The sequence below is a fragment of the Bradyrhizobium sp. 170 genome, from assembly GCF_023101085.1.
Classification (GTDB): Bacteria; Pseudomonadota; Alphaproteobacteria; order Rhizobiales; family Xanthobacteraceae; genus Bradyrhizobium.
In genome coordinates, this window is sequence record NZ_CP064703.1 from 3,158,900 (window position 1) to 3,181,796 (window position 22,897).

The following is a 22,897-nucleotide window of genomic DNA, read 5'->3' on the forward strand; positions in this document are numbered from 1 at the left end:
GTGGGCAGGTGCCGTCGCATGGCTGTCATGTCGGCTCCGCGCCCACGGTCAGGCGCAGGAAACTCATCAGGCTTCCGAGCGCGGCAAACCCGGCGCCGAGCATCAGCGCAACCGTCGCGCCGTCATGACCGGCGAGGGCAAAGCACAGGGCCGCGAGCGCCGCGCCGAGCGTCTGTCCGGTCAGGCGTGCGGTCGCGACGATGCCGCTCGCGCTTCCACTGCGGTGCGGCGGTGCGCTCGACATCAGCGCCCGCAAATTGGGCGTCTGAAAGAATCCGAATCCGATCCCGCAAATCACGGTGCGCCAGACGATGTTGGCAATGCCGGGATCCGGTGGCAGCGTCGCGAGCAGCGCCATGCCAATGCCGAGCAGCACCAGACCGATGCCGCCGAGGATGCCGACGGGATAGCGGTCCGACAGCCGGCCTCCGATCGGCGCCATGATCGCCACCACCAGCGGCCAGGGCGTCATGAAGAAGCCGGTCTCAACCTGGGACCGGTGCAGCACGTCCTCGAAGTAGAAGGGCAGCGAGACGAAGGCCAATCCCTGCACCGCGAACGTACAGACCGAAGTGGCCGCCGACAGCGCGAACATAGGCCGCCGGAACAAATCGATCGGCAACATCGGTGCGGGGTGGTCCGCATCTCTGCGGGTCATCATCCAGCCGAGCAGCAATGCAGCGCCAAGCTCCAGTCCGACCAGGGCGGGAGGCGCCTGATGCGCCGCGCTGCCGATGCCGATAATAAAGAGCCCGAGGCAGCTTGCGGTCAGCGCCGCGCTCGCAAAATCGAACGCGTGCTTTGCGCGCGGCGTTTTCGGCAAGGTCTTCAGGCCGATCCAGATTGCAATCACGCCGAATGGGATATTGATCGCAAACAGCCACGGCCATGTTCCGATCGCAAGGATCGCGGAGGCAATCGTCGGCCCGAACGTGAACGCCGTTCCGACCACCAGTGCGTTGTGGCCGAAGCCACGGCCGAGCATATGGGTCGGGTAGACGAAACGGACCAGCGCCGCGTTCACGCTCATGATGCCGCTAGCGCCTAGTCCCTGCAGCGCTCGGGCTGCCGTCAGGCTGGGCAGCGACCATGCCAAAGCGCAGCCGAGCGAGGCCAGCGTGAACAGCACGAGGCCGCCGATATAGATTCGCTGATGGCCGACGATTTCGCCGAGCGCGCCGAGCGGCAGCAGCGTCGCAACCAGCGCGATCTGATAGATGTTGACCACCCAGACCACGTCGGCCGGGCTGACGTGGAGATCGGCGGCGATGGCGGGTAGCGCAACGTTGGCGATCGCCGTATCCAGCGAAGCCAGCGCCAGCGCGGTAAAGATCGCCGCGACCGCCCAGCGCCGGAGTTCCGGGGGCAGGCCGTCGATGGGGGCGTGGGCGGGCGGCTTTGCGGTTGTATCCAGTGACATTCTCTCGGGCTCTCCGCGCCGGGGCGGTTGTGCCCTCCGCGGCATGTACTACGGACGCGGCACGGGCCACAGGCACACCGCTGCATGATGCGTATGCGAAGCAACAGTCGGTGTCGAAAGAAGCGCCTTCCGCGCCATATCCGCGCGCCGACTTTCGGATACCTTTCCGCGCGCCGCGCAATCGACTAGGCTTCCCACGCATCGCGACCGCAATTCCATAAAAAGACGGTCACCGGCGAGGGAAAGCGCGTTGAACGGACAGGTGAGCCGGCGCAGCGAGGTCATGCGTAGCGTCAATGAGGGGCAGCGCGCGTGGGCCGGCTTGTGGGTCACGCTCCTGCTGGCGATCCTCGGCTTTCTGGTCATCTATCCGATCCTGATGCTGCTGCTTGGCGCGCTCACCGACACCAATCCGGTGGTCGAGGGCATCTCGCTCAGTCACCTCTCGGTCACGAACTTCCTCACCGTGCTGGCGAACCCGAATGTCGCCGAGGCGCTGGCGAATACGTTGATCGCCTGTGGCGGCGGCACCCTGATCGCGGTTGTGATCGGCTTGTTGTTTTCCTGGATCGTGGTCCGCACCAATACGCCGTTCAAGGGGGTTATCGCGGCAGCCAGTATTCTGCCGCTGTTCGCGCCGCCGCTGGTCGCGGGCGTCGCATGGGCGATCCTCGGCTCGCCTAAAACGGGCCTGATCAACACCATGTTCAAATGGATCGGGCTGGACTGGCGCGTCGATTTCTATTCGATGTGGGGCCTGGTGTTCGTGTTCGGCATCTACTATGCGCCGTATGTCTACATGTTTACCGCATCGGCCCTGCGTAACATGGACCCCAGCCTGGAAGAGGCCGCCGAGATTTCGGGCGCCAGTGCGTTCGCGACACTGTTCACGGTGACGTTTCCGCTGATCATGCCGGCGATCGTCTCGGGCATGCTGCTGTCGTTCATCGTCATGCTCGGGATCTACGGCATTCCGGCGGTGCTGGGCGCGCCGACCAACCTTGCGGTGCTGACTACCTATATTTTCAAGCTCACCAACTGGTCGCCGCCGCTTTACAATACGGCTGCAGCGGTCGCGATCATTCTGATGGTCGTCACCGGCCTGCTCGTGTTCCTGCAGCACAAGGTGCTGAGCGGCCGCAGCTACACCACCGTCGCCGGCAAGGCATTCCGTCCGCGCAGCCTCGATCTCGGGCGCTGGCGCTGGTTCACCTTCGGCCTTGGCATCGTCTATCTCCTGGTCGTGGTGGTGCTGCCGTCGCTCGCGCTTATCGTCGCGGCATTTCGAAAGTTCATGTTCATCCGCGACGTCAGCAGCCTGTTCGACGCCAGGCAGTATTCCCTGATGCATTTTCACAGCATCTTCGACAATCCGCTGACCATGCGCTCGATCTATAACTCGGTCGAGGTCGGCATCATCACCGCGGTGGTCGGCGGCGCGCTCGCCTTCGCCATCGGCTACACCATTCACCGCACCCAGGTAACGGGCCGGCGCTGGATCGACGTGATCTCGACCCTGCCGGTCGCGATCCCCGGCCTCGTGGTCGGCGTCGCCTATCTCTGGGCATGGATCGGCATTCCCGGCGGCCTCTACGGCACGATCTGGATCCTGGCGCTGGCGTTCATCGCGCGCTTCATGCCGGATACGGTCAAGTCGCTGTCGACCTCGTTCCTGCAGATTCATCGCGAGCTCGAGGAAGCGGCCTGGGTCTGCGGCAAGGGCGTGCTCGGCACCATCAGGACGATCGTGCTGCCCTTGGCGCGGCCGGGCGTCGTCGCCTCGATGACGCTGTTGTTCGTGCTGGCGATCCGCGAACTCGGCTCCTCGCTGTTCCTCTACACCAGCAACACCATGGTGATGTCGGTGCTGCTGCTCGACTATTACGAAGGCGGAAACCTCGGAAAGACTGCCGCGTTCAGCCTGGTGCAAACCGTTCTGCTCGGCGTTCTCATCGGCGGCGCCAACTGGCTGTCGCGCGGTGCGGCGCAGGGCAGTGTCGCCCGAACCGGATAACAAAACGAAGGGGAGGATTGGCTATGACTGGAAGGTTCTTCACCAACATTGCCGCAATCGCCGGCATCGCCGGTCTTGCGCTGACATGGAGCGCAGCGGCGCAGGCGCAGGAGTTCGGCTCGCCCGAATTGATTGCGGCGGCGAAGGCCGAAGGCAAGCTGGTGTTCTACACCGCGAATTTCGCCGAAGTGGAACAGCAGGTCATCAAGGCCTTCAACAAGCGCTTCCCCGAGATCAAGGTCGAGATGGTGCGCGCGCCGGGCGGCCAGCTCATCACGCGCGTGAAGACCGAGGCCGCGGCCGGCAAATTGATCGCCGACGTGGTCGATCACTCGGACCGTGCGCTGATGCAACCGATGGCGGACATGTTCCAGGATTACGCGCCGCCGAACGCCGCCGACTACAATCCCGACGCGCAGATCGCGCCCCAGCTCTGGCCGCGCGCCACGCTGGTATGGTCGATCGCCTACAACACCGAGCTGGTGAAGAACCCGCCCAAGACCTGGATGGACCTCACCAAGCCCGAATACAACAAATTGACGGGGCAGGTAATCGCACCATCGGGCGGCACCACATGGACCCGGGTGATGTTCGAACGGCAAGTGCTCGGCGAGGATTATTGGGCCAAGCAGGCTGCGACCCGTCCGGTGCTGTATCCATCGGGCGCGCCGATGTCGGATTCGCTGGTGCGCGGCGAAATCGCCATGGGGCCTTTGCTCTATAACGCGATTTATCCGAAGCAGAAGGATGGTGCGCCGATCGAGATCTTCTTCCCGCCGGAAGGTGCGCCGGTCAATCCCTATGCCACAGGCATTCCGAAGACTGCGGCACACCCCAATGCTGCAAAACTGTTTTTGAACTGGTGCCTGTCGAAAGAGGGGCAGACCTTCATGATCAAGGAGCTAGGCAACCTCACATCACTGAAGGTGCCGCCGGCCTATCCGGAAGGCTTTGATCCCAAAGTCGTCAAGGTGTGGTTTCCCAAATTCGACGAGTATGTGAAGCTCCACGCGGCCTGGGTGGCCGACTGGAACAAGACCTACGGCTACGCGCAATGATCGTCACAAGGAAACCATGGAACCGATGACGGCAACCCTCGACGTCACCGACCTGCGCAAGCAGTTTGCGATCGGCCGGCCGGCGATCGACGGCGTCAGTTTTGGCGTGCCGGCCGGCGAGATCGTGGTCCTGCTCGGCCCCTCCGGCTGCGGCAAGACCACGACGCTGCGCTGCGTTGCCGGACTGGAGCATCCGACATCGGGCGAGATCAGCATCGCCGGCAGGGTGGTCTCGTCGCCCGAGCGCGGCATTCTGGTGCCGCCGCGGTTGCGCGACCTCGGCATGGTGTTTCAGTCCTATGCGGTGTGGCCGCATATGACGGTGCGGCAGAACGTGGTCTATCCGCTCAAGCACCGAAAGCTTTCGCGCGCCGACGCCCGTCGCAAGGTCGACGAGGCGCTCGAACTGGTCGGGCTGTCGGAATATGCCGAACGGCCGGTGGTCGCATTGTCAGGCGGCCAGATGCAGCGCGTGGCGCTGGCGCGCAGCATCGTCTACCGGCCGCAGTTGCTGCTGCTCGACGAGCCCTTGTCGAACCTCGACGCCAAGCTGCGCCTGCGGCTGCGCGACGATCTTCGCGTGATCCTCAAGCAGACCGGGATGACGGCGCTGTATGTCACGCACGACCAGGCTGAAGCCGTCGTGCTCGGCGACCGCATCGGCGTGATGCGCGACGGTAAGCTGTTGCAGATGGATACGCCGGACGCGATCTATAACCGTCCGGCGGATCTCTTCGTCGCCAATTTCACCGGCGCGACCAACGAGCTCGCCGGCACGCTGGTGTCGCGCAACGGCCAATTCGGCACGGTCGATTTTGGCGAGGGACGACGGGGCGAGGTGGCCTTGCTCCACCCGCTCGGTCCGGACGAAAAGGTGCGCATCGCGCTCAGGCCGGAAAACATCACCATCGGCCAGCATAACGGCGCCAACATCTTTCCCGCCCGCGTCCTCGACCGCCGCTATCAGGGCACGCAGACGGCCTACGGTATCGAACTGTTCGGCCGGCGGCTGGAGGTGGTCGAGCTCGGTACCGCGGCCCGGCATCAGGTGGGCGTCGAGACCAAGGTTTCACTGCCGAAGGAGAGTTGCTGGGCCTATCGCGATACCGGACCTGTGGCGTATGAGTAGTGGGCTCAAGCGCTTGGGCTCAATCCCAGGCTCGCATAAATCCGCCGCGCATAGGCGCCGAATTCATCCGTGGTCTTGATCGGCAAGTCTCGCGGGAACGGCAGTTCAATCGGGAAATATTCAGCCATCCGCGCTGGTCCTGCTGTCAGCACGGCGCAATGCGAGGCGAGGAACACCGCTTCCTGGATCGAGTGGGTCACGAACAGGATGGTCTTGCCGCTCTCGCGCCAGATCCGCAGCATTTCGAGGTTCATCTGTTCGCGGGTGAGCGCGTCGAGCGCGCCGAATGGCTCGTCCATCAGGATCAGTTTTGGGTCATGGATGAAGGCGCGGGCGATCGCGGTGCGCTGCTGCATGCCGCCGGATAATTGCTGCGGATATTTGTCTTCGTAGCCCGCGAGGCCGACCAGGTTGAGCAGGTCACGGGCGCGGGCTCGCGCGGCCTTCATCGGCAGGCCGACGATTTCGGCCGGCAGCAGCACGTTATCGAGAATCGTTCGCCATTTCAGCAGCAGCGCCTGCTGGAACACCATGCCGATATCGCGGGCGGGATCGAACGGCGTTTTCGCATTGCCGATTCTGATGGTGCCGCCATCGGCGTCATGCAGCCCGGCCAGGATCTTCAGCACCGTAGTCTTGCCGCAGCCGGAGGGGCCGACCAGTGAAACCAGCTCGCCTTCCTGCACGTCCATGGTGACGTCGGAGACGGCAAGGAATTCCGCGCCCTTGGAGCGATAGATCTTGCGGACGTTCTGCAGGCTGATGAAGGGCTCGTCGACGCTCATGTCAGCCATTTCTGAAGATTGGCCTTTACGAAGGCGTCGTCGGAGAGATCGGCGTGCTCGCGGCAGACGCGGTCGATCTGTTGCATCTGGCCGGGGCTGAGCCCCTCCGCGGGATCGAGACACCAGAGCCCCTGCATCAGCCCCTGCCGCCGCAGGATTTCATGACAGCCGGCGATGCAGCCGTGAAAGTTGTTGGCGACATCGAAGAACGCGCTGTTGCAATCGGTGACGCGCGCGTCGAGCGCCAGGAGTTCAGCCGGCACGCTGTCCTTGCCGCGCGCGGCCTTGCACATCTCGAACTGCTTGATCGCGCTTGCGGTCCATACCGACCAGTGGCCGAGCAGGCCGCCCTTGAAGTAGGCGCGGGTGGTAACGCCGTTGTCGCGCAGGTCGAACGGCAACATGAGATCGAGCAGGATGTGATCGTCATTGCCGGTATAGAGTGCGACGCGGTCGAGCGCGCCGGCCGCCGCTACGCCGCGCAGCACGTCGAGCGTCCGGTAGCGGTTGAACGGCGCAATCTTGATGGCGATGACGTTGTCGATGGAAGCGAAGCGGCGCCAGAAATCGGCGCTGAGGATGACGCCGCCGACCGCCGGCTGCAGGTAGAAGCCGACCAGCGGAATCTGGCGCGCCACCGCCTCGCAATGCGCGATGATCTCGTCCTCGGATGCCGATTTCATCGCAGCAAGGCTGAGCAGGCCGGCGTGGTAGCCGATGCCGTGTGCAGTTTGCGCCTCCGCGATGGCTTGCCGGGTCGGACCGGCGAGCCCGGCGACCATCGCGACCGGTCGCTTGGTCCATGAAGCCGCGGTCTCCGCCGCCAGCTCCAGCACCGGCCGGTACAGGCCGACGTCACGGATCGCGAATTGCGTGGTGTGGACGCCGACGGCCAATCCGCCGGCGCCGGCGTCGAGGTAATAGCGCGTTAGCGCCCGCTGATGCCTGATATCGAGCTTGCGGTTGGCGTCGAGCGCGAGCGGATGCGCCGGGAGCACGGTGCCGTCGGCGATCAGCTTCCGAACGTCGGCTTTGATCTCGCTATGATGCATGACGGCGCTTCCTATCCAAATTCCGGGCCGGCGACGGCGAACGGCAGTTGCGCGGGCGGCGCGGTGGGACGGCCAAAGCGCATGCGCTGAAACGGCCGCTCGATGTTCCAACCTAACTGAACAAGCCCGTTCAGAAACTCTTCCTGAGAATGAACGGCGTCGATCAGCCAGGGCCCGGTCTCGGAGTTGACGATGGCATCCGCTAGCGCGAGCGCCTGATCGGCGCGATCGGCCAGCAGCGGACCGATATGACGTGCGGTGCGTCCATTGCGGACGAGGGCCATGGCTCGATCGTCAGACACGATGCGAGAGCCCGGACGCGCGGAGAATTCCGACAGCAAAGTGCTGCGGTCGAATCCCATGGCGCTGCCATCGCGTGCGGCCAAGGCGTCGAGGTTGCCGGCCGATAGTGGCCGTGTGACCGTGGGGCCCTGCGGCTTTTGCAGCCGCAGCCGCCGCAATTGCAGCGTGGGGGTGAAGCCGAGCGGACCGTAGACGGCGGCCCCGGCCGGGGTCGCGTCCAGCCAGCTCGTCAGGCCGCGCCGTGTCGCCAGATCGAGGCAGGCATCAACGAGCTTCGTCGCAATGCCGCGGCGGCGAAAGTCCGTGGTTACCAGCACCATGCTGATCCAGGCATTGCCCGCGGAGTAGGGCAGCAGTGCCGCGCTTGCGACCAACCGGTCGCCATCACGCAAGCCGAACACGGCTCCCTTGCTCAGGAAGAATCGCCAGTCGGCCTCGTTCTGGTTCCAGCCTGCCTCAGTGGACAGCGCCAGCCCGGCCTGCGCGTCGTCAACGCCGAGCTCGATGATGTCGATAGGCTCAGTAGCGGCCATCGCGCACCTCGTATTTGGTGGGCTTGCCGAGGCTCGGCATCGATCGCGACACCCAGTCGGCGGTCCAACTGATGAGCTGATCGGTATCGACAATCGGCAGGCCGAACAGTTTCACCGCCTGCGAGGTATCGGTCAGCCACGCCGTCGGTTCTTCCTTGCCGGTGATCACGGGCGCGCGGCCAAAACGCTGGCCGAATTTCGCGGCAAGATCGCGCACGGCAAGAATCTCGTGGCCGCTGACATTGATCGGCGAGGTCGGCGTATCGCAATGCGCCAGACAGCGCAGCGCCTGCGCGGAAGCGTCACCCTGCCAGATGAAATTGACATGGCCGAGGCTGACGTCGATCGGCTTGCCCTGCAGCACCTTGCTGGCGATGTCGTGCAGCACGCCGTATCGCATGTCGATCGCGTAGTTGAGCCGGAACAGCCGTCCGGGCGTCGAATACTTTTTCGAGAAATATTCGAATATGCGCTCGCGCCCGACACAGGATTGCGCGTACTCGCCGGGCGGATTGGGCGCCATGTCCTCATCCGAGCCCTTGCCGCTAACAGGTACGAACGGATAGACGCAGCCGGTCGAGAATGCGACGATGCGCGAACTCGCAAACGCCTGCGCGACCAGCGCAGGGACGTGCGAGTTCATCGCCCAGGTCAGCGAAAGGTCGCCCTCGGCGCCGAACTTGCGTCCGGCCATGAAGACGATATTCGGAATCTTCGGCAACGCCTTGATGGCGGCTTCGTCGAGCAGGTCGCAGCTGATGGTCTCGACACCGCGGGCCTGAAGCCAGTCCTTGACGGCGGGCTCGCTGAATCGGGCGACGCCGATGACGCGGCGATCCGGCGCGGCGGCCTTGGCAAGGCCCGCCAGCGTCGGGCCCATTTTGCCGGCAACACCTAAAATCATGATGTCGCCGTCGACCCTGCGGAGATCGTCGATCAGCGCCTGGCTCGGGCGGCACAGCAAGTCGTCGAGGGCTGCGATATCGGCAATCGTTGCCGGCAGGGTGTCGCGGGTCAGCAGCATGTTTCTTCCCTTGTTACTGCAACCGGATGTCGCGAACGACAAACATCCGCTCCAGGCCGAGCACGAGCCCATACAACGCCACGCCCAGCAGCGTCAGAAGCACCACGGCCATTACCATCGCCGGCGTATCGAGCGAGGACTGCACCTGGATCATGAGATAACCGAGCCCTCGCTCGGAGGCGATGAACTCGCCGACGATCGCGCCGGCCACCGCCAGGATCGCGCCGACCTTCATTCCGGAAAACACATAAGGTAGCGCGCCCGGCAACTGGATTTTCCGGAACAGCGTCCACCGCGAGCCGCGCAGCGATTTCACGAGATCCAGCAAATCGGGTTCCACCTCGCTCAGCCCGCGTGCAGTCGTGAGCAGGATCGGAAAGAAGCAGATGGAAAACGCGATCAGGATATTCGGAAAGATGCCGTAGGAGAACCAGACGATGAACAGCGGACCCAGCGCCACCTTCGGAATCATGTTCAGCGTCACGAACAGCGGCAGCAGCAACAGGCTTATCAGCGGCGACCAGGTGAACATCACCGCCAGCATGATGCCGACCAGCGCGCCAAGGCAGAACCCGCCGAGAATTTCGACGGCCGTCACCGCGAGATTGGAAAGCCATGCATAGCCGGGCGTGCCGAGCGTCGCGACGGTCGCGAGCGGCGAGGGCAGGATGAATTTCGGCACCTGGAAGGCGTCGACCAATACCTGCCACAGTACGATCACGGCCAGATGCACGATCAGGATGATCGCGAAAGACCGTGCCGATCCGCCGTCACCGCTGAACACCGCACACTCCCTTGGGCCCCGCGTCCGGCTCCCGGCCGGGTGGCGACAATCCTATCGCGGCCTCTCCCGGTAATCAACCATCTGGTTGATTAGGGGCGCAGCGAATGCATCACCAGATCGACCACGTGCCTGCGGCGGGCCTGCCGGGCGGCCCGGCTCGACAGGTCCTTGCCGAAGATCGCCGATAGGGTCGGCGTATTCGAAAAGTAGAAATAGCTGAGGCCGGCAATCGAGATATAGAGGTGTACGGGGTTGATACCCTTGCGGAATATGCCTGCCTTGACGCCCTCGCCGAGAATGGTCGAGACCAGGCTGACCAGCGGTGAATGCATGGCCTCGAGTTTGCGCGAGCCGCGCACGTGCCGGGCGCCGCCACGGTTCTCGTCGTTCAGCAGCACGATGAAGTCGGGATGCGCGGCGAGGTGGTCGAAGGAACTCTCGATCAGCTTCTTGATCGCCTGTTCGGGCGGCAATCCCTCGAGATTGAGCTTGCGCTCCTGGGCGCGGATCTCCTCGTAGACCCATTCAAGTACCGCCAGATACAGCGCGTCCTTGTCGCCGAAATAGTGATAGACGAGCTGCTTGTTGACGCCCGCGCGCGCGGCGATCTCGTCGACCCGGGCCCCGGCAAGGCCGCTGCTGGCGAATTCCCGCCGCGCCGCCGTCAGCAGTTTCTTGCGGGTTGCGGCCGGATCGCGCCGCTGCGGCTTGGTATCGTCGATGCGTTTTTTGGGCATTTCCAACCAAATAGTTGACAAGTCGTCTGGTCCCTTGTTGCATTGGTAGCGTCACAGGAACGCGGCGACAAGATCGGGTTGCAGAACGAGGAGGGTGCAATGAAGGTTTTCAGAATTGCGGGATTGGCGCTTGCGCTAGCCCTACCGGCTGTGCCCTGCGGGGCCGCCGAGGCCGTCAACCTGATCCTGAACTGGACGCCGACGGCGGATCATTCGCCGTTCTATTACGCCAAGGCGCAAGGCTGGTTCGAGAAGGCCGGCATCGACCTGACGATCGAGGTCGGCAAGGGCTCCGGCGTCTCCTCGCTGAAGGTCGGCTCCGGCGGTTCGCCGTTCGGCATCGCCGATCTCGCGACCATGCTGGTGGCCAAGAGCAAGGGCGCCGACGTGGTGGCGCTGATGAGCATCTACGCCAATACCGGGCAGACCTTCTACTGGCTGAAGAGCTACGGCGTGAACGGGCCGAAGGACTTTCCGAACCACAAGATCGGCAATCCGCCGGGCGACGCCTCGCGGGTGATGTGGCCGGCCTTTGCCAAGGCCGCCGGCATCGCGCCTGACTCCGTGAATTTCGTCAACGTCGGCCCGACCGCCAAGATCGCGGCGCTGAAGAGCCACACCGTCGATATCATCAGCGACTTCTACAATGAGCACGATCTCAAGGTGATCGAGTTCGGCGCCGATCTCGGCTACGTCAACTGGAAGGACATCGGGCTCAACCCTTACGGCAACTCGCTGATCGTCAACGGCGCGTATCTGGCGAAGAACCCGAAACTGGTCGAGGAATTCGTCAAAGTCAGCCAGAAGGCCTACGCCGCCTGCGTCGCCGACGTCGCGCCCTGTCTCAAGGCGCTGCTCGATGCGGCCTCCGGCCTCGACAAGGAAAACCAGCAGCGCCAATGGGAGCGCATCAAGTTCCTGATGACGGACGAATTTACAACGACCAAGGCGCTGGGCTGGATCGACGCCGAGCGGATGAAGAAAGACTACGAGCTGGTGCAAACCTATCTCGGCATGGAAAAGCCGTTCGATGTGAACACCGCGTTCTCGGTCAAGATGCTCGATACGTCGATCAAGATGGATGCCAGCAAGGTGAAGAAGTAGGGAGGCACAGCCGGCATTGCGAGCCACCCGGTCGGCGCGTAGCGCCGCCGGATGACAGGCTCCGCGAAGCAATCCATTTCTCCGCTTGCTGAGACATGGATTGCTTCGTCGCTTCGCTCCTCGCAATGACAGTCGGTATGGAGTGAGTCATGCTTGCAGGACAGCTTGCGACGATTGTCGCCGCCGCGTTCGCCGGAGCCGCGTTCTACGTCAATTTCGCCGAGCAGCCGGCGCGTCTCGGCCTCGATGACCGAGCCCTCCTGAAGCAGTGGAAACCAAGCTACGACCGCGGCCTTATGATGCAGGCGAGTGGCGCGGTCATTTCGGGCGTGCTTGGCCTGATCGCCGCCTGGATGACTCGCGATTGGCGATGGATCGTCGGCGCGGTGCTCATTCTCGCAAACTGGCCCTATACGCTATTTGGCATCATGCCGACCAACCGCGCGTTGAAGGCGATTGCCGAGGAGGACGCCGGCTCCCAATCACGCGCGCTGATCGTGAAGTGGGGAGGCCTGCACGCAGTCAGAACTGCGCTCGGGATCGCGGCGACGCTGGCCTACCTGTGGGCACTCAATTAGCGACAGGGACGACCGTGCCTTGCAGGCCGCGTCACTGCAGCGCCATGCCCGAGGTCGCGATCACCTTCGTCAGCTTCTCGTGATCCGCCTTCATCAGCGTGGCCAGATCGGCAAGCGGCATCGGCTTGCCCGGGATGTTGGCGACCGCGAGCTGACGCTGCACCTCCGGATTCTGCAGCGCCTTGTTGATGCCGTCGTTGATCTTGCCAACGATGGCATCGGGCGTTCCCACCTGAACATAAATGCCGTACCACGGTACATAGGTGGCTTCCGGAAATCCCGCTTCCGCAATCGTCGGCACATCAGGCAGGTCGGCGACACGCTTGTCCGTCATGACAGCCAGCGGCTTCACGCTGCCTGCCTTGATGTGCGGCAATGCCAGTTCGAGCGACACGATCTCGAAATGCATCAGGTTCGTCATCAGGTCGATCAGGGCCTGCGGCTGGCCCTTGTAGCCGACATTGGTGAGCTTGATGTTCGCGGCCTGAAACAGCTTTTGCGCGCTCAGATCGATGGAGGAACCAGTTCCGGGATTGCCGAAATTGAGTTCGCCCGGCTTCTTGCGCGCGATCTCGACGAATTCCTTGATGGTGCCGGCCGGCATCGAAGGGTGAACCAGCGCGACGCTTTGATTCCAGACGGCGAGGCCGACGCATTTGAGGTCCTTCAGCGCGTCCCAGCCGGCGTCCTTGTAGAGCGTCGGGTTGACCAGCGCGGCCGGGCCGGTGACGAGCCAGGTGTAACCATCAGGTTCGCTGCGCGCCACTGAAGCCGTGCCGATATTGCTGTTGCCGCCCGGCCTTGCCTCGACGACGACAGTCTGTTTCCAGTCGCGGCCGACCTGTTCGGTCACGGCGCGCGCGACGATGTCGACGATGCCGCCGGCGGGGTAGGGCACGATGATGCGGATCGGGCGGTTCGGATAATTGCTCTGCGCCTGTGCGGCATTGGCGAGCAGCATGGCCACGCCCAAAGCAGAACCCACGGCGAAGCCCAGTACGGTTTTGATCCGGCTCATTCGTCCCTCCCCATATATTTTACGCATCGTTCGAGCGATGCGCCTGCCCCTCTAGCGGGGGTATTCAGTCGTTGGCCACCAGCGAGCGGATGCTGCGCGCCAGGCCCAGCATGCGCGGTCCGCATTCGCGCTCGATCTGTTCGGCGTTGAAACGAAACGAGGGAATGCCGCAATTGACGGAAAGGCAGTCGCCCGAGGGCGTGCGGTACAGCGGCGCGGCGACGCCGAAGATTTCGCGCCGCCATTCGCCGAGCGAGATCGCAAAGCCGCGTTCTTTGCAAAGCTCGACATCCGGCAGCGTCCGTGCCTGCACATAGTCGGCTTCTTCCGGGCGCTCGGCCTTCACATCAGCCACATAGGCGTCGAGCTCTTCTTTGGTGAACAGCGACAGCAGCGCGCGGCCGACGGCGGTCGGCGCCAGCGAACTGGCAAAGCCCACATCCGGCAAATGCGTCACGGCGTCGGTGGTGCGCAGCGTCTCGACGTAGATGAAGTCGAGGCCGAACGGCATCGCGATGGAAACCGTGCCCCCGGTGTAGGCGGCGAAATCGCGCATCAGGGGCCGCGCGAGTTGCCGCACCTTCAGCGCCGACAGCACGGGATAGGCGGCGGCCAGAATACCAAGCCCGAGCTGGAAGCGTCCTTTGGCGTCACGCTTGAGATAGCCGAGCTGCGCCAGCGTGTAGGTCAGCCGCGACACCGTCGGCCGCGACAGGCCGGTATGCAGCGCGAGGTCGGCGTTCGACAGCGAGCCGCTGCGGTTGCGGAACGCGGCCAGCACGTCGAGCCCATGCGCTAGCGTGGTCGCGAAGGAGGGATCGGCCTGATCCTCCGCCGTCCGAGACCTCGGAGGATCGATACTGGAAATCGCTGCCATGACCGAAATTTGGCCATGGTTCCCCAGTTCTGTCAATATATCGAAATGAATTTGCATATCGTGTCGATATACGCTTAGGTTCCCGAAAAAGCGGGAGGCGGCATGGATTTCGATCTTTCCAGGCGATCGGAAGCGTGGCGGGAGAAACTTCAGGCGTTCTTCGACGCCGAAGTGTTGCCGCGCCATCGCGCCTGGCTCGATCATGCGGCCAAAGGCGAGGCTGCGCCCTTCATGGGGGACTTGCAGCGCAAGGCACGGGCAGCAGGGCTGTGGAATCTCGGCCTTCCCGAACTGTCCGACGACGAGCCCGGCACCCGCCTTTCCAATCTCGAATATGCGCCGCTGGCGGAAATCATGGGCCGGCTGTTCTGGGCGCCTGAGGTCTTCAACTGTCAGGCGCCCGACGTGCCCAACATGATCGCGCTGCAGAATTGCGCCACTTCTGAACAGAAGGCGCGCTGGCTGCAGCCGCTGCTGGAGGCCAAAACCCGCTCGGCCTTCGGCATGACCGAACCTGATGTGGCTTCATCCGATGCCACCAACATCGCCACGCGCATGGTTCGCGACGGCGACGACTACATCATCAACGGACGGAAATGGTTCATCACCGGCGCGGCGCATCCGCGATGCAGCTTCCTGATCGTGATGGGCGTGACCGATTCCGGCGCGGACCGCACCGGCCGTCATTCCTGCATCATCGTGCCGATGGATACGCCGGGCGTTCGCCTGGTGCGGCGGCTGCGCTGGATGGGATGTGAGGATCACGTCGCCCCGATCGGAGAACTCGCTTTCGATAATGTGCGCGTACCCCGGGCCAACCTGCTCGGCGCCGAGGGCGAAGGTTTCAAGGTCGCGCAGATTCGGCTGGGGCCGGCCCGCATCCATCATTGCATGCGCTCGATCGGGCTCTGCGAGCTTTTGATCGAACTGATGATGGTCCGATCGTCGGAGCGCTCCGCCTTCGGGCGCGCCGTGATCCAGTACGACACCGTGCAACGCTGGATCGCGGAATCCCGCGTCGAACTCGAACAGGCGCGGTTGTTGGCCTATCGCTGTGCGTGGCGGCTCGATCAGGCCGGCCACCAGGACGCCTGGCGCGACGTCTCGCTGATCAAGGTGGCGGTGCCCGCGATGCTGCAGCGGATCGCCGACCGTGCCATGCAGGTGTTCGGCGCGATGGGCGGCTCCGACGATACGCCGATCCATCAGGCGCTGGCCTGGGGGCGCCTGCTGCGCATCGGCGACGGCCCCGATGAAGTCCATCTGCGGCAGATCTTTCGCATGGAGCCGATGCCGTCCTGGTCGATCGCAAACTCGCCGTACCTGTCCGCACATCCGTCCTGAGCGGTGGTAAGACAGAAACGTCCGTAATTTTTGAAAGGCGTCTTCGGATGACGATCACTGATCAACCTCGGGCCTCGCAGGCCGCCGCGATCGACAAGGAGCGGCTGCGCCAGAAATATCTCGAGGAGCGCAACAAGCGGCTACGCCCTGATGGCAATGACCAGTATCTCCGCGTCGCAGGACAGCTCGCGCATTATCTCGACGATCCCTATACGCCCGTCACCGCGCGCGATCAGAAGACCGACCACGTCAGCTTCGCCTTCATCGGCGGCGGCTTTGCCGGGCTCGCCACCGCCGCGCGCTTGTCCGAAGCCGGCATCAGGGATGTCTGCATCATCGAGAAGGGCGGCGACTTCGGCGGGACCTGGTACTGGAACAGGTATCCGGGCGCGCAATGCGATACCGCGTCGATGGTCTACATGCCGCTGCTCGAAGAAACCGGCCACATGCCGTCGGAGAAGTATGCGCATGCGCCGGAGATTCTCGCGCACTGCCAGCGCATCGGCAAGCAATATGGCCTCTACGAACACGCGCTCTTCCACACCGAGGTCGTGAGCCTCGACTGGGACGAGGCAAAATCGCGCTGGACCATCCGCACCAACCGTGGTGATGCCTTCACCGCGCAGTTCGTCGGCATGGGCACGGGACCGCTGCATGTGCCGAAACTTCCCGGCATCGAAGGTATCGAGTCCTTCAAGGGGCACTCGTTCCACACCAGCCGTTGGGATTACGATTACACGGGTGGCGATCCCAAGGGCGCGCCGATGGAGAAGCTGGCCGACAAGCGCGTCGGCATCATCGGCACGGGCGCCACATCCGTGCAGTGCGTGCCGCATCTCGCGCGCGCCTGCAAGGAACTCTATGTCTTCCAGCGCACGCCGTCCTCTGTCGACGTCAGAGCCAACGCGCCGATCGATCCGAAATGGTTTGAGGGGATCGCGACATCAGGCTGGCAACAGCGCTGGCTGGAGAATTTTACCGCGAACCAGGCCGGCGGCTCCGCGGAAGAAGATCTGGTGCAGGACGGCTGGACCGATCTGTCGCGGCGAATTCGCGCCAGGATCATGGACCTGCCGCGCGAGCAGCGAATCCCGCGAAACATGCTGGCGGCGTTCGAGGATTCCGATTTCGAGAAGATGGAGGAAATCCGGTCGCGGGTCGATGCGATCGTCAGCGACCGCGAAACGGCGGCAAAACTCAAGGCCTGGTATCGCCAGCTCTGCAAGCGGCCGTGCTTCCACGACTCGTATCTTCAAGCCTTCAACACGCCGGGCACGCATCTCGTCGATACCGACGGTAAGGGCGTCGAGCGTATCACCGAGAACGGCGTCGTCGTCGCGGGCAAGGAATACAAGCTCGACTGCATCATCTACGCCTCGGGATTCGAGGTCGGCACCGAATACAAGCGGCGCGCCGGCTTCGATCTGACTGGCCGTGGCGGCATCAAACTATCGGAGCACTGGGCCGCCGGCATGCGCACCAAGCACGGCATCCACGTCCACGGCTTTCCGAACGCGTTCTTCGTGCAGCCGACGCAGGGCGCCAATCTCATCTCCAACGTCCCGCATAATCTGACCGAGGCTGCGAAGACGATTGCGCTGATGATCCGGCATGCGCAGGCGAACGGTTTCAAGGAGATCGAGGTCACCAGGGAAGCCGAGGACCGCTGGGTCGAACTCCTGTTGACCGGCGCCGGCCTCATGATCGGCTCGCCCGACTGCACGCCCGGCTATTACAACAATGAAGGACGCGAGCCGGGTCCGGCGGCCAAGCTCAATGTCGGCTATCCCGCAGGCGCGATGGCCTACTTCAAGTATATCGACGGATGGCGCAGCAGCGGCCAGTTCGAGGGGCTGCAGTTTCGCTGACGTCGTTTTCGATTTTGTTTGCGCAAGGGAGTACACAACAATGAGCCAACCAGCCACGACGGAAACGCCTAAGGAATTTCCAAAGGACGCTTCTGCGCCCGTCATCGCGCAGCACACGGCGACGCTGAAGGCGCTGCCATTCTCTGACGTCCGAGATTTCGACGACGCGGCGCGCGGCTTCCTCGGCACCGTGGAGAACGCCAAAATCACGTCGCCACAGGGCAGGGTGGTCTGGAGCCTGGAGCCCTACGGCTTTCTCTCCGCGGAACAAGCGCCGCCAACGGTTGACCCCAGCCTGTGGCGGCAGTCGCGGCTCAACATGCACCACGGCCTGTTCGAGGTGGTGCCCGGTGTCTACCAGGTGCGGGGCCTCGACATCGCCAACATGACGCTGATCGAGGGTGACAGCGGCGTGATCGTGGTGGATACGCTGACCTCGATCGAGGGCGCGCGGGCCGCGATGGAGCTTTACTTCCAGCACCGCGGCAAGCGGCAGGTCAGTGCCGTCATCTTCACCCATACTCACACCGACCATTGGGGCGGCGCGCGCGGCGTGCTCGACGACGAGAGGCTCGCCGGCGGCAAGGTGCCGATCATCGCGCCCAATCTGTTCATGGAGCACGCGGTCTCCGAAAACATCATCGCGGGTCCGGCGATGCTGCGCCGCGCGATGTATCAGTTCGGGCCGTTGCTGGCGAAGGGCGTACGCGGGCAGGTCGATTGCGGGCTCGGCAAGACCATGGCGGCAGGGGCGGTCGCGCTGCTGCGTCCGACCGATCTCATCATCGCGACCGGTGACAAGCGAACCATCGACGGCGTGGAATTCGAATTCCAGATGGCGCCGAACAGCGAAGCGCCGGCGGAAATGCATTTCTTCATCCCGCGCTACAAGCTTTTGAACCTGGCGGAAAACTGCACGCACAATTTCCACAACCTGCTGCCGTTCCGCGGCGCCGACGTGCGCGACGCGCTGGCCTGGTCAAAATATCTCGGCGAGGCGCTGCAGATGTGGGGCGGCAAGGCGGATGCGATGTGCGGTCAGCATCATTGGCCGGTGTGGGGCCACGAGCGGATCGACACCATGATCCGCCAGCAGCGCGATCTCTACAAATTCGCGCATGACCAGACCATCCGCCTGATGAACCACGGGCTCACCGCGACCGAAATCGCGGAAACCATCCGCTTGCCGGCGAGCCTCGAGGGCGCCTGGCACGGCCGCGGCTACTACGGGCATATCAGGCACAATGTGAAGGCGATCTACCAAAAGTATCTCGGCTGGTACGACGCCAATCCGGTCAATCTTGATCCGCTGCCGCCGGTGGAATCAGGCAAGAAGTATGTCGAGTATATGGGTGGCGCGGATGCGATCCTCGCGCGGGCGACGAAGGATTTTGCCAAGGGCGAATTCCGCTTCGTCGCGCAAGCCGTGAGCCATCTGGTATTCGCCGACCCCGACAACCAGGCGGCGCGCGCGATGCTGGCCGATACCTTCGAGCAGCTCGGCTACGCCTCGGAGAGCTCGACGTGGCGCAACGCCTATCTGTTCGGCGCGCAGGAGCTGCGGCAGGGCATGCCGAAGGTGCCGCCACGCTCGACGATGCCGCGCGAAACGCTGGCGGCGCTCCGCACCGAACAGCTATGGGACGTGCTCGGCGTTCGCCTCAACGGCCCCAAGGCCGAAGGCAAGCGTATTGTGCTGAACTGGAATTTCACCGACACCGATGAGACCTTCATCCTCAATCTGGAAAATTGCGCGCTGACTTATGCCGCTGGCGCGCAGGCGGCCGACGCCGACGCCAGCTTCACGCTGCCGCGCGGCGTGCTCGACGAGGTGATCGCCAAACTGACGACGTTTCCGGAAGCGGTCGGCTCCGGCAAGATCAAGGTCAGCGGCGATCCGATGCGGCTCGCCGAGTTGATGGCGCTGATGGACGAGTTTCCGCGGATGTTCGAGATCGTCGAGCCGAAGCGGACGGCGGTCTCCTAACGTCATTGCGAGCGCAGCAAAGCAATCCATCCCTCCACTTGCCGAGGCATGGATTGCTTCGTCGCTTCGCTCCTCGCAATGACGGTCGCGGCGGTTCTACTCCGCGCTGCTCACCAGCTTGATGCGCGGCTCCGCTTCCTCCATCAGGCCGCGATAGGCGGCGAGATAATCCAGCGCCATGCGACGCGCGGTGAAGCGGACCTCGAATTGCTTGCGGATGGCGGCGCGGTCCAGTCCGGCAAGACGGTCGACCACGGCAACCGCGCTGGTCTCGTCTTCCACGACGAAGCCGGTGAGACCGGGGTCGATGATCTCCGGCACCGAACCGCGGTTATAGGCAATCACGGGCGTGCCGCAGGCCATGGCTTCGATCATCACGAGGCCGAACGGCTCCGGCCAGTCGATCGGTACCAGAAGACCGATCGCGCCGCTGAGGAAATCGGATTTCTCGCGGTCTGAGATCTCGCCGATATATTCGACCAGCGGATTGGCCTTGATGAGCGGTGAGATCAACTCATCGTAATAGTCCTGGTCGGCGCGGTCGACCTTGGCCGCGATCTTGAGCGGGATGCCGCATCGTGTGGCAATCCTGATGGCGCGATCCACGCCCTTTTCCGGTGCGATCCGTCCGAGCACCGCCAGATAGGACGGCTGCACCGGCTGCGGCGTCAGCAAATTCTCCGGCAGCCCATGGTGAATGGTGCGCACCCAGTTGGCCTGCGGCACCGGGCGCCGCTGCGCATTGGAGATCGAGATCACCGGAACCTTGGAGAAGGTGCTGAACACCGGCTGATGCTCCGGCAGGTCGAGCCTGCCATGCAGGGTGGTCAGGAACGGCGTCGGCTGCCGGTAGAACAGCGAGAATGGATAATAGTCGAGATGAAAGTGGAGAAAATCGAACTCTTCATCGTCGCATTTCCGCCGCACGCGCTCCAGCATCACCATATGCAGCGCGTTGGGATCCCGCACCGAGCCGTCGAGACGCAGTGCTTTCGGCCATGTTGCGTCGAGTTTCGCCGAGGTGCGGGAATCTCCGCTGGCAAACAATGTGACCTCGTGTCCCAATGCCACAAGTTCCTCGGTCAGCCAGTGCACCACCCGCTCGGTGCCGCCGTACAATTTGGGGGGTACAGCCTCCGTCAGCGGGGCGACCTGCGCGATGCGCATATTTGCGTCTCCTGTTTTGAATGGTGGTTGAACGAAGCCCTCAGCCCACGATCGACACCGGCGTGCCAGTAGCGGGAACGTTCCCGCATCTGCGAAGTTCCTTTGATCAGCACATCTTGCTTCCTCCACACGACTGTCTTGCTGATGCCATTTGACACAAACACAGTTACAGCTGTCTCGATGCTGCAGAATTGTTGCGCAGTGATGGCCATGCGCACGGAAACCCGAAGCGGCATTCTTCACGTCGTCGTGTGCGACACGCGTTAGGGATTCTCGTTCACTCTCAACAGGTTTGCGGAACTCATGGACAATCTTTCAGGATATGTGCGACGGCCGTTTCCATTCGTGCTGCGCTATCTGCGCCGGCGTCGCGCGGCCCATGTGGTCATCGTGTCTGCCGTCGTTGCAGCGGTTGCCTGCTCGGTGGGCACGCAATACGGCGTGAAGAATCTGGTCGACAGCCTGACGGCCGGTTCGTCGCACGCGAACAGCGTATGGCTGGCATTCGGTTTTCTCATGTCGCTGATCGCGGCAGATAATTTGCTGTGGCGGGTCGCAAGCTGGACGGCGAGCTTCACCTTCGTCGGCGTGACCGGCGATCTCCGCCGCGACATGTTCCGCCATCTGACCGGTCACGCCCCCAGCTATTTCTCCGACCGGCTACCGGGCATGCTGACCAGTCGCATCACCGCGACATCCAACGCGGTGTTCACCGTTGAAAACATGTTCGTCTGGAACGTGTTGCCGCCGTGCATCGCGACCGTTTCGGCGATACTCCTGATCGGAACCGTCAGCCTGGCGATGTCCGCGGGGTTGATCATCATTGCAGGTATCATGCTGATGGCGATGTTCCACCTCGCCGCGGCCGGCAAGCCGCTGCATGACGATTTTGCCGACAAGGCGGCTGCGGTGGACGGCGAGATGGTCGACGTCATCAGCAACCTGCCGCTGGTCCGCGCCTTCTGCGGCCTCAGCTACGAACATGACCGCTTCGACGCCACCGTCGAGCGTGAACTCGACGCCCGTGGACGCAGCCTGCGCTATCTCGAGAAGCTGCGGCTGCTTCACGCCGTCGTGACAATCCTGCTGACGATCGCGCTGCTGGCGTGGGTTATCACGCTCTGGCAGCAGGGCGGGGCGACTACCGGCGACGTCGTGCTGGTCTGCACGCTCGGGCTTTCGATCCTGAGCGCGACACGCGACCTTGCGGTGGCGCTGGTTGATGTGACCCAGCATGTCGCCCGCCTGACCGAAGCGATCGCGACCTTGTTGCTGCCGCACGAGTTGAAGGATCACCCCGAGGCCGAGCCGCTGGTCCGCAGTGGCGCCGCCGTAGCCTTCAACAACGTCGCGTTCCACTATCCCGGCGGCGTTCAGGTGTTCGAAAAGTTCAACCTGCGCATTCAACCGGGCCAGCGGGTCGGACTGGTCGGTCATTCCGGCGGTGGAAAATCCAGCCTGTTCGCGCTGCTGCAGCGGTTCTACGACATCCAGCGCGGCAGCGTCACCATCGACGGCCAGGACATTTCGCGGGTGACGCAGCAGAGCCTGCGCGAGGCGATCTCGGTGGTGCCGCAGGACATCTCGCTGTTCCACCGCTCGATCATGGAAAACATCCGCTACGGACGGCCGAACGCGACCGACGACGAGGTCCTTCGCGCGGCGATCGCGGCGCGTTGCGATTTCATCGAGAATCTTCCCGAGGGCATGGCGACCATGGTCGGCGATCGCGGTATCAAGGTCTCCGGCGGCCAACGGCAGCGCATCGCCATCGCGCGCGCCTTCCTGAAGGATGCGCCGATCCTGTTGCTGGATGAAGCGACCGCTGCGCTCGACAGCGAATCCGAAGAGGCGATCCGCGAGGCGTTGTCGCGGCTGATGCGCGGACGCACCGTAATTGCCATCGCCCATCGCCTCGCCACCTTGCGCAATTTCGACCGCGTCGTGGTGCTGCAGGGCGGGCGGATCATCGAGGACGGACCGCCGGATATTCTCGTGCAGGGAAGGGGCCCCTATCGCGAACTGGTCGCGCGCGAACTGGGCCGTCTCGCGACCCATGCGGCCTGATCTGCGGCAGTAGCGTTTGCGTCCCGATGCGTCCATCACCGCGCAAGG

The 22,897-nt window shown here is 63.5% G+C and carries 19 protein-coding genes; 9 read left to right on the forward strand and 10 right to left on the reverse strand.

Translation table 11 applies throughout. The features are described from left to right. Window positions 1–25 precede the first annotated feature (25 nt). Window positions 26–1,420: an MFS transporter gene (locus IVB05_RS14725; RefSeq protein WP_247785068.1), complete on the reverse strand. Its 1,395-nt coding sequence runs from the start codon at window positions 1,418–1,420 to the stop codon at window positions 26–28. A gap of 283 nt (window positions 1,421–1,703) precedes the next feature. On the opposite strand from IVB05_RS14725, the gene IVB05_RS14730 reads away from it, so the two are divergent. From IVB05_RS14730 to IVB05_RS14740, 3 genes are read left to right on the forward strand one after another with little or no spacing between them, the layout of a single operon-like run. Next, the gene (locus tag IVB05_RS14730; protein ID WP_247785069.1) at window positions 1,704–3,434 is read left to right on the forward strand and encodes an iron ABC transporter permease; all 1,731 of its coding nucleotides are present in this window, start codon (window positions 1,704–1,706) and stop codon (window positions 3,432–3,434) included. Window positions 3,435–3,457: 23 nt separating this feature from the next. Beyond that, the gene (locus IVB05_RS14735; RefSeq protein WP_247785070.1) at window positions 3,458–4,492 is read left to right on the forward strand and encodes an extracellular solute-binding protein; all 1,035 of its coding nucleotides are present in this window, start codon (window positions 3,458–3,460) and stop codon (window positions 4,490–4,492) included. 25 nt (window positions 4,493–4,517) lie between these two features. Then, the gene (locus IVB05_RS14740) at window positions 4,518–5,621 is read left to right on the forward strand and encodes an ABC transporter ATP-binding protein (RefSeq protein ID WP_247785071.1); all 1,104 of its coding nucleotides are present in this window, start codon (window positions 4,518–4,520) and stop codon (window positions 5,619–5,621) included. Between the two features lie 5 nt (window positions 5,622–5,626). Here the strand turns inward: IVB05_RS14740 and IVB05_RS14745 are convergent, their stop codons facing one another. The 6 genes from IVB05_RS14745 to IVB05_RS14770 form a co-directional block, all read right to left on the reverse strand. Then, the gene (locus IVB05_RS14745) at window positions 5,627–6,415 is read right to left on the reverse strand and encodes an ABC transporter ATP-binding protein (RefSeq protein ID WP_247785072.1); all 789 of its coding nucleotides are present in this window, start codon (window positions 6,413–6,415) and stop codon (window positions 5,627–5,629) included. Continuing rightward, the gene (locus tag IVB05_RS14750) at window positions 6,403–7,458 is read right to left on the reverse strand and encodes a dihydrodipicolinate synthase family protein (RefSeq protein WP_247785073.1); all 1,056 of its coding nucleotides are present in this window, start codon (window positions 7,456–7,458) and stop codon (window positions 6,403–6,405) included. Before IVB05_RS14750 ends, IVB05_RS14745 begins: the two co-directional genes overlap by 13 nt. Before the next feature lie 11 nt (window positions 7,459–7,469). Next, window positions 7,470–8,294 (reverse strand): GNAT family N-acetyltransferase, encoded by an 825-nt coding sequence (locus IVB05_RS14755; protein WP_247785074.1) that lies wholly within the window; start codon window positions 8,292–8,294, stop codon window positions 7,470–7,472. Beyond that, entirely contained in the window at window positions 8,281–9,318 is a 1,038-nt protein-coding gene (locus IVB05_RS14760; RefSeq protein WP_247785075.1) for an NAD(P)-dependent oxidoreductase, read from the reverse strand. The genes IVB05_RS14755 and IVB05_RS14760 overlap by 14 nt, the downstream gene beginning before the upstream one ends. A gap of 13 nt (window positions 9,319–9,331) precedes the next feature. Further along, window positions 9,332–10,102, reverse strand: coding sequence for an ABC transporter permease (locus tag IVB05_RS14765; protein WP_247785076.1), 771 nt, complete (start codon window positions 10,100–10,102; stop codon window positions 9,332–9,334). A gap of 89 nt (window positions 10,103–10,191) precedes the next feature. Further along, window positions 10,192–10,839 carry a TetR/AcrR family transcriptional regulator gene (locus IVB05_RS14770; protein WP_247785077.1) on the reverse strand — a complete coding sequence of 216 codons (648 nt, stop codon included), beginning with the start codon at window positions 10,837–10,839 and terminating at the stop codon, window positions 10,192–10,194. A gap of 99 nt (window positions 10,840–10,938) precedes the next feature. Between IVB05_RS14770 and IVB05_RS14775 the strand changes: the two genes are divergently transcribed. After that, window positions 10,939–11,943, forward strand: a complete 1,005-nt coding sequence (locus IVB05_RS14775) for an ABC transporter substrate-binding protein (protein WP_247785078.1) — start codon at window positions 10,939–10,941, stop codon at window positions 11,941–11,943. A 149-nt stretch (window positions 11,944–12,092) separates the two neighbouring features. Next, window positions 12,093–12,521 (forward strand): DUF1772 domain-containing protein, encoded by a 429-nt coding sequence (locus IVB05_RS14780; protein ID WP_247785079.1) that lies wholly within the window; start codon window positions 12,093–12,095, stop codon window positions 12,519–12,521. A 31-nt stretch (window positions 12,522–12,552) separates the two neighbouring features. Here IVB05_RS14780 and IVB05_RS14785 read toward each other — a convergent pair whose 3' ends face one another. Beyond that, window positions 12,553–13,539 carry a tripartite tricarboxylate transporter substrate-binding protein gene (locus IVB05_RS14785; RefSeq protein ID WP_247785080.1) on the reverse strand — a complete coding sequence of 329 codons (987 nt, stop codon included), beginning with the start codon at window positions 13,537–13,539 and terminating at the stop codon, window positions 12,553–12,555. Window positions 13,540–13,603: 64 nt separating this feature from the next. Continuing rightward, window positions 13,604–14,416: an IclR family transcriptional regulator gene (locus tag IVB05_RS14790; RefSeq protein ID WP_247785081.1), complete on the reverse strand. Its 813-nt coding sequence runs from the start codon at window positions 14,414–14,416 to the stop codon at window positions 13,604–13,606. A gap of 102 nt (window positions 14,417–14,518) precedes the next feature. On the opposite strand from IVB05_RS14790, the gene IVB05_RS14795 reads away from it, so the two are divergent. The 3 genes from IVB05_RS14795 to IVB05_RS14805 are packed head-to-tail and all read left to right on the forward strand — an operon-like array spanning window position 14,519 to window position 19,615. Beyond that, window positions 14,519–15,760: an acyl-CoA dehydrogenase family protein gene (locus IVB05_RS14795; RefSeq protein ID WP_247785082.1), complete on the forward strand. Its 1,242-nt coding sequence runs from the start codon at window positions 14,519–14,521 to the stop codon at window positions 15,758–15,760. Window positions 15,761–15,807: 47 nt separating this feature from the next. Continuing rightward, the gene (locus IVB05_RS14800; protein ID WP_247785083.1) at window positions 15,808–17,628 is read left to right on the forward strand and encodes an NAD(P)/FAD-dependent oxidoreductase; all 1,821 of its coding nucleotides are present in this window, start codon (window positions 15,808–15,810) and stop codon (window positions 17,626–17,628) included. A gap of 40 nt (window positions 17,629–17,668) precedes the next feature. Then, window positions 17,669–19,615: an alkyl sulfatase dimerization domain-containing protein gene (locus IVB05_RS14805; protein ID WP_247785084.1), complete on the forward strand. Its 1,947-nt coding sequence runs from the start codon at window positions 17,669–17,671 to the stop codon at window positions 19,613–19,615. 96 nt (window positions 19,616–19,711) lie between these two features. Here the strand turns inward: IVB05_RS14805 and IVB05_RS14810 are convergent, their stop codons facing one another. After that, window positions 19,712–20,782 carry a glycosyltransferase family 4 protein gene (locus IVB05_RS14810; protein WP_247785085.1) on the reverse strand — a complete coding sequence of 357 codons (1,071 nt, stop codon included), beginning with the start codon at window positions 20,780–20,782 and terminating at the stop codon, window positions 19,712–19,714. A gap of 303 nt (window positions 20,783–21,085) precedes the next feature. Here IVB05_RS14810 and IVB05_RS14815 point away from each other — a divergent pair, with 303 nt between their 5' ends. Beyond that, complete coding sequence (locus IVB05_RS14815) at window positions 21,086–22,849, forward strand: ABC transporter ATP-binding protein (RefSeq protein ID WP_247785086.1); 1,764 nt, start codon at window positions 21,086–21,088, stop codon at window positions 22,847–22,849. Window positions 22,850–22,897: the final 48 nt, after the last annotated feature.